The organism is Marinobacter oulmenensis (assembly GCF_014201735.1).
In the GTDB taxonomy this organism is placed as follows: domain Bacteria; phylum Pseudomonadota; class Gammaproteobacteria; order Pseudomonadales; family Oleiphilaceae; genus Marinobacter; species Marinobacter oulmenensis.
In genome coordinates this window covers 1-12,047 of sequence record NZ_JACHFE010000015.1, presented here as the reverse complement: position 1 = coordinate 12,047, position 12,047 = coordinate 1, and the positions used below count along the sequence as shown (strand labels likewise).

The following is a 12,047-nucleotide window of genomic DNA, read 5'->3' as shown; positions in this document are numbered from 1 at the left end:
GAACTCTGGGCTATATTTTCTGCGTCTGGACATGAACACTCCTTTGGCACATTGTGCCTCTTTTTAGGAATGTCCGCAGTAACGGGGTAGAACCCCATTGTAAGGAGTGAGTTATGAACAGATTCAGCCGTTTAATTGCGTGTTCGGTTCTCGTTGTAGCACCGGCTTTAGGGGTTGCCCAAGGCAACTCCGATCAAATGCCCCGAGGGGGCATGATGAACCAAGACCAGATGCAAAATATGCATGAAAATATGTCACGAATGCAGGCAATGATGCAGGAGATGCGTAATGCGTCGTCAGCAGAAGAGCGCCAGCGAATTCGGGAAAGACATATGGAAGCCATGCAGGACCACATGGGTATGATGCGTGGTGGCATGATGGGCCAAGGTATGATGGGCGGCCAGCAGCAGGGCCGGGGCATGATGAATAATCAGGGCAACAAACAGCCGGGTAACAATGCCAAGGGAAATCGCTCTGGGGCTGCGAGCATGGATAATCAGCAGCGTATGGACATGATGCAAAACCGCATGAACCAGATGCAGCTCATGATGGAGCAGATGCTCGAACATCAGCGGCAATTGGAGCGGGATTGAGTGCTGGATTCATGAGTATGGGTCACAGGTAATAAATAGCTTACCCCACCTCCACGCAAGCGGGGTTTTCTTGTAGGGAGGTGGTTAACCAAATCGTTTGGAAACCCTTCTTAGAAAAGTAACTCTCAGGACTTTATAAAACACATGGTTTTGGGTGCAATTTAATCAATCCCTTCCACCCCAATCCCATTCTTAGCCAACCACCCCTTCCTTCGCTCATAATCCGGCAGGACCCGCTCCACGCGCTTCCAGAACTGCGGCGTATGGTGCGGTTCATGCAGGTGTGTGAGCTCATGCACCACCACATACTCCACAATCTCTCGTGGTAAAAGGATGGTCTTCCAGTTGAAGTAGAGGCGGTTTCCCCGGCCGCAGGAGCCCCAGCGGTAACCCAGATCCTGGATTTTTACGCCTGCTGGCTCCACTCCCATACGTGCGGCGAGTGTCTGGACTTTTTCGTTCAGGTAAATCTGGGCCTTGGTGCTGTACCAGTGAATGAAGTGCAATTTTGCGTCAGGCTGCAGGTCTCTGCGTAGGCAAAATCGACCTGCTACCAACTTGAGGGGAGTTTGCTGGTCATCAACGAGTTTCAGGCGATAGCTCCGGCCCAGGTAAAGGAAGCCTTCACCATTCACGTACTCCTTCCGAGGCTGAGGCTTTTGCAGCTCGGCTTTCTCTGCCAGCTTCTGGTAGATCCAAAATTTTTTCTCTTGAACGAAGTCCTTGAGCAGTTGATCTTCCACACCTTTGGGAGCGGCAATCACCAAGTCGCCCTCGCGATCTACGATGATTTCCAGGGTCTTTCGCCGTTTGCTATGGCGCACCTCGAAAGTCAGATCGTCTACCTGCAATTCCATCACGCGTTTACCAACTTGCTGTGATTGGCTTTGGCCAGGTCGATTAGCTTGTCTAGCAATCCATCCAGCTGATCCATGGGGAATAGATCAAGTTCGAACAATTCTTCGAACAGCCTGCCCCGCAAGCGCTCCTGGTCCGGTAGGTGGGCGGGTTTCCAGAAATCCGGGATGCGCAATTCTTCCTGGATAATTTGAACAGTGGAGGCGGTGGCTTGCTCCAGGCTCTCCTGTTCATCGGCTGCAGGGAGCGCATCGGTTCCGTATTTCACTTCGGTCATCAGTCTCAAAAAGGGTAGGTGATTGGAGGGAAGGGCAGACGTCGGTTCATCGTCCGTTGCTTCGGCGTCCTTCAATTTCTTGACCAGGCTCGATAAAGCATCCACTTGCTCCTGCCAGAGCCCGTCCAACTGGTCCAGAATCTCTTTCAGGCGTTCGCTTAACTTGGTGTATTTCACCGGGTCTTCGTCTAGGTGCTTACGCACGTGAGAGCGCACGGCATGTTCCATTTCGGATGCCTTGGCTCGATCACTGACTTGCCGGTTTATATGCTGATCAAAATCGGTGTCCGTTAATTGCACCGGCGGAATCTTCGGGTTAATGCTTAGGGAGATCATGTAGTCATCGATCAGCTTGCGGACTTTGTTGCCAACGTCTTTACCCAGCTCCGGGCTGTCCTTGTAGCGATTTCGCGCCAGGGCGTGAATGTAGGCCAGTTGTTTTGCATCGTTCACAAACTCAAGCGCTTCGGGCCGGGGCAGCACATCATCCAGCGTTCGGTTGAATTCCTTCAGCTTAACGATGAACTCGGCTCTCAATCTCTCATTACCCAGGGCCGTAACTGCCTCCTCTGCATCCTCCAGGCTATCAACGCCCTGTTTTCTCAGCACATCGACGACACGCAGGTGGCGGTCCCGCAGCATCGGGATTTCGTCTTTCAGGCTTTGCAGTGCGCCTTCAACATCCTCATCACTGTAGGCGGCAAGTGCCTCTTTCAGGTGATTTGCGACGCCATAGTAGTCCACCACAATCCCGCAACGTTTCCCGAAGCCGGTGCGGTTCACCCGGGCAACCGCCTGAAGCAATTCCGCTTCACGGATAGGACGATCCAGATACATCACGCCCGCAATGGGAGCGTCAAAACCAGTTAGCAGCATGGATTTAACGATCAGGAAACTGAGCGGGTCCGCCTTTTCAGGATCTTTATGAAACAGCGGTTTCTTGAAGCGTTTGATGTTGTGCTCAATTTCAGCCCTGTCACTCCATTGCGACCAGCCGCTGTCATCGTTGTTGCTGCTACTGAATACCACGGCAAAATCCAGTTTCTGCAACAGGTCGCGGTATTGCCAGGCTTTGATAGCCGCCTGAACTCGCGGTGGTCGAGTAATTACGTCGGTTTCAGCGATGTTCTTGTCTTCAGCCGGCAGCGCCATGGCCTCTTCAAGTAGCTTTGACCGGGCCTGTTTGAGTGCTTCCAGGTACCGGATTGCGGCTCGACGGCTATAGGCCACTAGCTGTGCCTTGAAACCATTTGGAAGGATGTTGGTTACGTAGTGGCGGAGAATGTCGGCGGCCTTTTCCTCGATGAGCAGGGGTGCTTCAAAGATCTGGCCCTTGGTGGCGTATTTCTTTTTGATCAACTCCAATTCATCTTTGGTTCGCTCCTTGAATAGATCCTCGAACAGATCGTCGAGATTGGCGCCTTCCTTAACGGCACCTTCTGCCGTTCGGCCTTCATAGAGGATGGGTACCGTGGCGCCATCTTCTTCCGCTTCCTTGATGGTGTAGCGGTCAATGTACTCGCCAAAGATATCGCTGGTCTGCTTTTTCTTGCCCATGATGATGGGCGTACCGGTAAACCCGATTCGGGCAGCATTGGGTACAGCTTGCAGAAGATTGGCATGCAGATCACCCGCCTGGGTCCGATGAGCCTCATCAATCATCACCAGAATATCCGGGCTGTCGTTGATCAGCCCTAGTGGTTTTGCGGGAGTGGGCTTTACCGGTGTGCTGTCAGCTTTTTCTGCCGCATCTCGGCGGTTGAGCTCAAGCCCACGTTCCTCTTTGGGAGGTGGGTATGCGGCAGAAACGCTCTCATGCTCACGGTATTTCTGAATGGTTGCGAAAACGAGTCCAGGGCCGGGCTGCCCCAGCAGGGATTTCAGTTTGCCGGTGTTGTTGGCGATTTTGACGGTTTCACCGGTCAGAGTGGCAGTGCCCGACAACTGATCCTGGAGATCCTTTCGATCTGTGATCACGACGACTTTGAATCGGCGAAGATCCGGGTCGGTTCTCATCTTGAGAACCAGGAATACCATCGTGAGGCTTTTGCCGCTGCCCTGGGTGTGCCAGATGATGCCGCCCCGGCGGTCATGCTCGCCATCCTCAATCCGGGTTTTGCCGGTTTTCAGGCGCTGGACGGCGAGTGTTACGGCTCGGTACTGCTGGTACCGGCATACGAGTTTGATGGTTTGGCCACCCGTGCTCATGAACAGCATAAAGTGGCGGACGATATCGAGCAGATTGGCCGGTGGCAGCATGCCAGCGATCAACCGTTGTTGAGAGGACAGTGAACTAACACCGAGCTTTTCTGCTACCTCGGCTTCTGACCGAGGCACCACGGTTTTCCAATTCAGGTAATGGCCGAATCCGGCACCGATTGTTCCCACTCGCGCATCGTCAAAATTCGAGGCCACCATAAACTGATTGGTAGAGAACAGGGCAGGGGCGCCCTCGTGTTCTCCCACTTCGAGATCGTGGTAGCGCTGATCATGATAACGGCGCAACTGGTCTACAGCATCGGTCAGGCCCTCGGGAACCGTGCGGCCTTTGCATTCGATGACGACGAGGGGGATGCCATTAACAAAAAGAACCAGGTCGGGGATCACATGGCCTTTCCAGCCATCGTGCCCAGGCGGGCATTTGACCTTGAACTGATTCACTACGGTGAAGGTGTTGTTCTCAGGGTTTGCCCAGTCAATGAACTGGATGGTTTGCCCCCTGCCGCTGTCCCAGTCTGGCAGGCCCTCTACAGTGATTCCGCCGTGAAGTAGCTCCGTGGCCAGTTGATTGGCTTCCATCACTTTATTGGCGGGAAGGCGGGTGATGGCTGAAATCGCCTGATCAATACGGCGCTCGTCCAGCCACGGCGAGCCGTTCCGGGTATTGATGGCCACAAGTCGTTCCCGAAACAACGACTCCATGACGACCTGGGCAAAGGTTTCACGATGGGTAACAGCGGGCTCTTCCAGCGAGCCCTCAATGTAATCCCAGCCTTCCTGTTCCAGTTGTCGAATGAAAGGGAGCTCGACTTCAGTAAATTCCGGGCCGGGCATTACAACTCCTGTTTTTTTAATCCATTAAAAATTGTGCAATCTCTCGATGGCCAGATTGAGCATGCTGTCGTCGAACAGCTTCACCTTACGTTCAGCCGCAGCTGCTCCGGCAGGCCAATTCCGTAACCCTTCTTTGACGCTTTCCAGGTTGGGGGAACACCCCTCGCGCTCGATCAACCAGTCTACCGTTGCGAGGAGTTCCATGCCCAAGGGTGATTGGAAGCCATCGATTAATTCCGACACGTGCTCCAATGCCGCCTCATAAGCGTTTGCTTCGCCGGATTTGAGATAAAGGTGAACCTTCTCTTTGCGTGACTGTTCAAACCAGATGACGTCCTCAGGTTTGGCATCACCCAAGCGTTTCTCGCAGCGTAAATAGCTGCCGTCCAGGGAGTCCAGCAAATGCCGTAATCTGTCTGCGTATGGGCCGTAACGGTTGGCCTCAAAGCGCAGGTCCATCGGATCTTTCAGGCCAGACTTCACAATGGCCCGCTCCATGAACCAGGCCAGTTTCTGGATTTCCAGCAATGAACACTCAATTCCGAGCACCCAGTAGCGGCGAACCAGCTCAGCAATCAGTGCGCGAGGTGGTGTCAGCTTCTCTACGCCTGTTCGACGCGTTACGTTCTGGTATTCGGCCGTCGGTTCAAACAGAACAATACGAACACCGGTAAGGTCACCCAGGGCTTCTTCAATTCGAGGCTTCACCGTGGCCCAATGTAACCCTCCATTGCCACTCCCCAGCGGTGGGATCGCGATGGACTTTATGCCCTTTTCAGTGATCACCTTGCGAAGATCCTGAAGGCCGGTGTCTATCCACTCAAGCTTTGTTTTGGTACGCCAGTGCTGCTTCGTCGGGAAATTGATGATCCAACGTGGCCCCATCAAGTCAGTCCGTTCGGTCACAAACATTTGGCCGGTACGCACCTGGTGTTCCTTGCAGGCTTTCGCGTAGGCATGGAAGTTTTCGGGGAAGGCTTCCTTGAACATCAAAGCAATGCCTTTGCCCATCACGCCAACGGTGTTGACTGTGTTCACCAGCGCGTCGACATCCGCTTCCAGTAAATTGCCTTTCGTATATTCGATCATCAGAAGAACCAGCTCGGTTTACTGTGTATGCCCAAATTCAGTTGCCGCTCAGCAGCCAATGCGTGAACTTCCGCTTTAACCCGGTCATTGTAGGTTACCACGCCCAAGAGAGCATCCACCGGGAGATGGCGGTGAATAAGCGCTTCGGCCTGGTAGCGTTCCGATTTGGCGGGATCTTCCGGATCTTTCCGAAAATCCCTTGCCTGTAAAAGCTTCCACGGAACCATATTCGCCAGCTGGCTGAGGTCGTTGCTGAAACTGGCATTGAAAAGATACGCATGCCGATCCGTAAACAGGAACCGGATGCCTGCCTCGCTCACCTTGTGAAGAGAGCTGACCAGAATAACGATGTCTGCCTTGGGGCGCTGGGGCACGTTACGGCCTGTGACAATGTTGAGCAGCATGGGAGAGTAGGGTGTGAAGTAAAACGGAATGTAATCCGACAACACGCCGGACGGCTCCATGGGAACCGTCCGTTCCTTTCTTCCTTCAATGAGCTCCTGGTTGCCAATGCTGACGAAGCCCTGATCTTGTTGGGCGCTGGACCGGCAATGGATGCCATTATCAAATACCCAAGGGAGATTTCTCCGATGAGTGATTCGAAATATCAAAGCCTTCTCTGGCGTCAGGTCTTTCTCAAACCCCATGGCAGTTACTCCGGCGCGTGGCTACGAGTGCATATCTTCCGAGAGTGCTTTTTTGCCCATGGCTCTCTCGATTAGCCCCATCAGCAAACGCTTTCTCGACTCGAAGAACCCAGTAAAGTCATCGGACCGTAATTGGGCTGTTGGAATGAAGTGTCCCTCCAGAATGGCATTCATCTCAGGGTCTTCGAGCTGCACCTGGTCATGATTCTGAAGCTTGGCCAGATAACGTGACGGCGCATCCCCACCAATCATCCGGTTGGCCTTATAGGAAATCGGAGTTTTGTTGATGATCGAGTCATAAACCTTGGGCGGGATGCCGTTGGCCTCACACCAGGCGCGAGGGAAGATGTGGTGAATATCCAGCGCCACTTCCTGGGTGTCCAGCTGTTGGATGTTGCCTTTCCAGAAGAAATCGGAGGCGCCTTCACGCAGGATCAGGACGTTGATGCCCTTGTACGCTGCACTCAAGCGGCTACGCAGAGACTCAAGGCGTTCCGGGTCAAAGGAAGCATCGGTGACGGTACGAGGTGTTGAGCTGTCGTCCTCGAACCAGTACATCAGCTCTTCGAGATCTACTGCAATGCGGGTTTCAACGGCGCCACCGTAGAGCTCGCCCAATACGCCAGACCAGAACCAGCGGGCCAGCTTCTGGTGAACCTTTGGCTCTCGCCAGCGTTCACCGAGCAGTGTCATTGTCGCAGCAAGTGGCACCAGTTGGGTGCCGTAAGGCAGCTCTTTCCGGCTGAAGAAGCATTCACCTGCCAGGAACTTGGAGGCTTCAATGAAACCGGCCTCAACTTCATCGGCCCATTTCTGGTAAGCACTCAGAGGCAACTCCAGTACAGAAGCACGCTTGGCGCTGACCGGTCGAACCTGCTTGCCCTGTTTCCCGTCGTCGATGTCCTGATATTTGCGCTGGCGTGTGTGGAGTAGGGTAATGGCCTGCAGAAAATCGGTGCTCTCGACGCCCTTGAGTAACTCATGTCTGGCAAGTCGTGCCCGGCGGGAGTCCACATTGCGATCTTCTGAGCCAAACCAATCATCCCGCAGATTGTAGCCCTCAGCGGCATAGCTGGCGGTGATCAGTTCGAACACCGATAGCTGCACACCGCCTGTATTGACCTTCTCAAACACGAGGCATACGGCTTCTTTCGTGGTTTCTTTTGTCAGTTCGATGATTGGGAGCTGGTAGGAGCGGAAAGCGTTGATGACTGCCTTTCTGAACTGCATGTAGATGCCGAACGATTCTGGAGAGTGCTCCTGAAGCGCCTCTTCGTAATCATCAGAATTAATGATCTGGTCGCAGGGAAAATACAGCTGCTTGCATTCCAGTTCACGACTGGAAAGATCCAATTCGATGTCGCGTCCGAAATTTGAGCGGGTCTGACGGTGTTCATCCACGCTAATAATGGCATCCTCCAGCCTATTCTCTCCTTCGAGCGACAGCTGGATGTCAAAATAGTAGTGGCGCTTGATTTTCTGTCCTTTGACCGTTCGGGTATCCACTGGACTCACTAATGCAATGGCCTGGGCAAGGCTAGTCAGGCGCTGCTGGCCATCCAGAATCAGGCGTTCGGGGTTATCAGTCACGTCTTTCGCTGATATGCCTTCAACTGGACGCACCTGGAACCTCACCTCACCGCCCGTCTCCATTAACATGACAGCGCCAACCGGGAAGGATCTGGCGATACTGACCAGAAGGCTCTTTACGTGTTCATCATCCCAGACCCAGCCTCGCTGGAAGTCCGGCAGCTGGATTTTGCCGTTGGTGATGTCTTTGAGCAATTCGGGTAGAGAGCGTTTGGTGCTGTCGAAGGTGGTCATACTGCATCCTTGAGTAGTGAGGTAACGCGGACCTTACCAGTTAAAAGGTCATCAGAAATGCCGGCTTTGAGTTTCTTTAGTTTTTTATGCTCTTGGGTGGCTGTGGCAATCTCATCCTCGTGTTTTTTAACGAGGCGAGAGATTGCAAGCTGTTCAGCGTTCTTGGGCTTGGCGGTCGGAACTGCTTCCAACTTGGTACGATTAATCGTGTATAGACCCGAACTCGATGAGGCTGCTTTTCTCCAATATTTTTTTACGGTGTCAGAGTTCATCCATAAGAATGCAAAGTGCGGAATTAAAGCTATCGCTTTCAGCCTGAATAGGTGGTTTTGGAAGGTATACCCAGACACTGATTCAGTAGCCATTGCGCAGCGACCGATTTCGCCTGGGTTTGCGTGGCCTTCAACTATGAGGAGGTCATCTTTGGATAGCGACTTTTTGGCCATCTCTTCATCATTTGCCTCTAAGTAGGCAATCTCAGAGAGATCTAACCTGCCCCGATGAACATTCGCAACACGCAGGTATGGGCGGGCGTTTCTTTGGGGCCTTCGGTGAGCCCCTAGAGTGAAACCTGAATCGATAACGAAGTCTTGGTGCGCGCTGCTGACTGCCCAATCCCTGGGGATTAAACCCAAAGCAGACTCCTGATAAAGCTCCGGTGCTTTTTCTGGCGAGGGTCGTAGCTGGCCGTTATGGTCGATACCTCGGGTGAGTAGATCGTGGAGTAGGCCTTCCTTGATTTTCTCCAATTTGGCGATCAGGGCGTCGGTTTTCTGGATTTGGATGTCCAGAGTGTCGAGCACACTTTCGATGAGATTAGCCTCTGCATTCGGTATCCGAGGCACCTGCAAAGAAAGCAGGTCATCACGACTAATCGCTTCGAACGTCGTTCCTTGAGATACCTTTTTCAATGTTCCAGCTTTGTGGGCCATAATTGCTCGACACAAGGCCGGACCATATTCATGGGCCCTGACTGCAGCCAATCCTCGACCGATGCAGTAATCCCTGTCTGCAATATTTGTTTGGCCAACAGGGGCGCGTACAGAAATGAGAGTCGCTCCCGTTTCACCGACACGGGGCGGCCTGATACACGAGTACTTTGGCGATGGATGTTTATCGCCGAACTCAGCATTCCCTTGTAGGAATGGCATCCCCACCGAGTTGATCTCATTTACCGTTGATGAATCGGGCGACTGTCCCATACTGATTTCCGCAGCTTGGAATAGCGGGATAGTGGGGAAAAGTTTAGACATATCCCAGCCCCGCCAGAAATCCCTTCAGTTCAGAGGCAGCTTCATCCCGCTCGGCCTCAATATCTGCTAACGTCACTTGGTACTTATCCCACCACGATTCAAACGCTGCGATCATCTCCTGCCGCTGCTGACGAATGTACGTGTCCAATATTCCCAGCATGTCGTTGTGCAGAATAGTAAGAACTAACTCGGCGGCTCCGGCTTCGTCCAGGTCATCCACCGCTTCACTCAAATGTGCTTCAAAGCCCGCCTGTTTGGCTTTCAGGGTTTTGGTGGCTTTAGTTCGTTCGGATTTCCAGCCTTTAATATCCGCCTCTGTGGGTGCGTCTTCATCTGGTTCCGCCTCATCGTCTTCCTCAGGCTGTGCCGTGGCGGCTTTGATGCGCGCATCCAATTCAGCCTTTTTGGCTTGCAGGTCTTCCAACTCGGCCACGTAATCTGCCAGCAGGAAGGTCACCAGTTTGTGATCCAGCGGACTGGTCTTCTTCTGGTCGTCTTCCAGCAGCGTGATGACGCTGGTACGCCAGGCATCCACCACCCCGAGCACACCGCGTGCCTGCAGGGTGCGGAATTCGTTTTTGTTCTGGTCCCAGAAGCCGGCGATGATGCCGCGTACCGCAAACCGGTCCAGCATGCTGATCGGGTCCAGGGCGTGGGTGAAGGTGCCTATCAGTTCATCCCGCAGGGCACTTAGTTGCTGGCCATTACCGGAGAGCCGGGCAATATGTGGGGCTCGTTGCTGCCACCAAATTTCGAAGCTGTCCTTGAGCCGGGCCTCTTTGTTTTGAATGCCGGCATTTTGTTCGATGACCGGTTTGATCGCGGCCCTATCGGTAAGGTCGTCCCGGAAGTCCACATAATCTTCTTCACCGGGTTTGGGCGTGAGTAGATCCATGGGGTCCAGGCCCTGAGCATCAAACAGAGCTTGCTTGGCCCGAACTTCTTTCAGGGGGATGCCGCCTACCAGATGCGCATGCACATCTTGGGGTTCCGGTGCTGGGGCATTATCCGCATAGCGGCGGATGTTGAGGTTGTAGTCATTTTGCCGCAGCTCTTCCAGGCTAACGATGCGCGAGAAATTGTCAGCCTCCGCAAAGCCCTCAAAGGTGCTGGCGATTTTTTCGATATGCTCCGGCAGCAAGTGGTTCTGTGCCCGGCCTTCGTAGTATTCCCGGTCTGCATTGATGAATAGCACCTTGCCTTTGCGTTCTGGTGCTTTAGCACCCTTGTTGCGCAATACCAGGATGCAGGCAGGGATGCCGGTGCCGTAGAACAGATTGGGGGCGAGGCCGATCACCGCTTCAATCAGATCGTTCTCCAGCAGCCCGGCACGAATGCGTTTTTCATCACCACCTCGGAACAGCACACCGTGGGGCATAACAGTGGCCAGCATGCCGTCGGATTTCAGGCTGGCGACCATGTGTTGCAGGAACATCAGGTCGGCTTTCTTCGCGCCAAGGGGAACTTCCCCGTATTTAAATCTCTCTCGAAAGCTGGGCGCCCATCCTTTCTGACCTTCTTTGTCATTGGGTCCGAACGGCCAGGAGAAAGGCGGGTTAGTGAGAATCCGATCGAAGCGCATTAGTTCGCCGTCTTCGACATGCTGAGGACTTTCTATTGTGTCCTCATTACGCAGATCTGCGCTCTGAATACCGTGGAGAAGCATATTCATTTTGGCGATAGCCCAGACTGATCCAGAGTTCTCCTGGCCAAAGATCGAGAGGTGCTTTGGATCGCCACCTTGTTCCTCTAGATACTCCTTGGACATGATCAGCATGCCCCCCGATCCACAACATGGGTCGTAAACGCTTTGTCCTTCCTGTGGATTCGCGAGCCTGACCATCATCCGAACAACAGGGCGGGGCGTGTAGAACTCCCCACCTTTCTTGCCGGCAGAGTCGGCAAAGTCGCCAATCAGGTACTCGTAGGCTGCACCCAGCAGGTCCGGGAACTCAAAGTCTTCATTGCGTAAACGGTACTGACTGAAATGCACGATCAGATCCCGCAGCTTTTTGTCTGGTAAGGTAGTGGAGCCAACCTTCCGGGTGAAGTCGATATGCTCCAGCACGCCTGCCAGGCTCACGTTGTGCTCTTCCAGACCTGCCAGTGCTTTGTTCAGGTAGTTGCCCACGCCGTGGTGGGCATCGTTCATCAGAAACTCCCAGCGGGATTGCTTGGGCACATAGAAGGTGGACTTGTACCAGTTCTCCATGTCCGCAATGGCTTTCGCCTCTACCTCGCCTTTGCCTTTTGCCAGTTGGTTGGAGACAACTCCCTGGTAGCGCTGCTCGAACACATCAGAGCAGCGTTTGAGGAACAGCATGCCGAAGATGTATTCCTTGAACTCCGAGGCATCCTGTAGTGGTCAACTAATCCCGGACAGTATTTTAAGGTTTTCCTCAGCAACAACGGGCGAAATGCCGTCATTGAATGTGTGAGGTCGCTGCCGGTT

Annotated in this window: 8 protein-coding genes and 1 pseudogene; 1 reads left to right on the top strand and 8 read right to left on the bottom strand. The window is 53.5% G+C overall.

Features of this window, described 5'->3' with window-relative positions:
- The first annotated feature begins 113 nt into the window (after nt 1-113).
- Nucleotides 114-593 carry a hypothetical protein gene (locus tag HNR38_RS17050; RefSeq protein WP_246362793.1) on the top strand — a complete coding sequence of 160 codons (480 nt, stop codon included), beginning with the start codon at nt 114-116 and terminating at the stop codon, nt 591-593.
- 161 nt (nt 594-754) lie between these two features.
- Here the strand turns inward: HNR38_RS17050 and HNR38_RS17045 are convergent, their stop codons facing one another.
- The 8 genes and pseudogenes from HNR38_RS17045 to HNR38_RS17540 form a co-directional block, all read right to left on the bottom strand.
- A complete protein-coding gene (locus HNR38_RS17045) occupies nt 755-1,450 on the bottom strand; it encodes a M48 family metallopeptidase (protein ID WP_221275885.1) in 696 nt (231 codons plus the stop codon).
- A complete protein-coding gene (locus HNR38_RS17040) occupies nt 1,450-4,782 on the bottom strand; it encodes a type I restriction endonuclease subunit R (RefSeq protein ID WP_183706577.1) in 3,333 nt (1,110 codons plus the stop codon). The genes HNR38_RS17045 and HNR38_RS17040 overlap by 1 nt, the downstream gene beginning before the upstream one ends.
- 24 nt (nt 4,783-4,806) lie before the next feature.
- A complete protein-coding gene (gene darG, locus HNR38_RS17035) occupies nt 4,807-5,871 on the bottom strand; it encodes a type II toxin-antitoxin system antitoxin DNA ADP-ribosyl glycohydrolase DarG (protein ID WP_183706575.1) in 1,065 nt (354 codons plus the stop codon).
- Nucleotides 5,871-6,518, bottom strand: coding sequence for a type II toxin-antitoxin system toxin DNA ADP-ribosyl transferase DarT (gene darT / locus HNR38_RS17030; protein ID WP_183706573.1), 648 nt, complete (start codon nt 6,516-6,518; stop codon nt 5,871-5,873). The genes darG and darT overlap by 1 nt, the downstream gene beginning before the upstream one ends.
- 21 nt (nt 6,519-6,539) lie before the next feature.
- A complete protein-coding gene (locus HNR38_RS17025) occupies nt 6,540-8,342 on the bottom strand; it encodes a GmrSD restriction endonuclease domain-containing protein (protein WP_183706571.1) in 1,803 nt (600 codons plus the stop codon).
- Entirely contained in the window at nt 8,339-9,595 is a 1,257-nt protein-coding gene (locus HNR38_RS17020) for a restriction endonuclease subunit S (RefSeq protein WP_183706569.1), read from the bottom strand. The genes HNR38_RS17025 and HNR38_RS17020 overlap by 4 nt, the downstream gene beginning before the upstream one ends.
- Nucleotides 9,588-11,588 (bottom strand): N-6 DNA methylase, encoded by a 2,001-nt coding sequence (locus tag HNR38_RS17015; protein WP_343068350.1) that lies wholly within the window; start codon nt 11,586-11,588, stop codon nt 9,588-9,590. The genes HNR38_RS17020 and HNR38_RS17015 overlap by 8 nt, the downstream gene beginning before the upstream one ends.
- A 3-nt stretch (nt 11,589-11,591) precedes the next feature.
- Nucleotides 11,592-11,939, bottom strand: a pseudogene (locus tag HNR38_RS17540) (type I restriction-modification system subunit M N-terminal domain-containing protein); the annotation flags it as partial.
- Between the last annotated feature and the right edge of the window lie 108 nt (nt 11,940-12,047).

What these genes read in the sequence shown, in the direction of transcription:
- HNR38_RS17045 (WP_221275885.1), bottom strand. Translation starts at nt 1,450, where the DNA reads ATGGAATTGCAGGTAGACGATCTGACTTTCGAGGTGCGCCATAGCAAA.
- HNR38_RS17040 (WP_183706577.1), bottom strand. Translation starts at nt 4,782, where the DNA reads ATGCCCGGCCCGGAATTTACTGAAGTCGAGCTCCCTTTCATTCGACAA.
- HNR38_RS17020 (WP_183706569.1), bottom strand. Translation starts at nt 9,595, where the DNA reads ATGTCTAAACTTTTCCCCACTATCCCGCTATTCCAAGCTGCGGAAATC.
- darG (WP_183706575.1), bottom strand. Translation starts at nt 5,871, where the DNA reads ATGATCGAATATACGAAAGGCAATTTACTGGAAGCGGATGTCGACGCG.
- darT (WP_183706573.1), bottom strand. Translation starts at nt 6,518, where the DNA reads ATGGGGTTTGAGAAAGACCTGACGCCAGAGAAGGCTTTGATATTTCGA.
- HNR38_RS17050 (WP_246362793.1), top strand. Translation starts at nt 114, where the DNA reads ATGAACAGATTCAGCCGTTTAATTGCGTGTTCGGTTCTCGTTGTAGCA.
- HNR38_RS17025 (WP_183706571.1), bottom strand. Translation starts at nt 8,342, where the DNA reads ATGACCACCTTCGACAGCACCAAACGCTCTCTACCCGAATTGCTCAAA.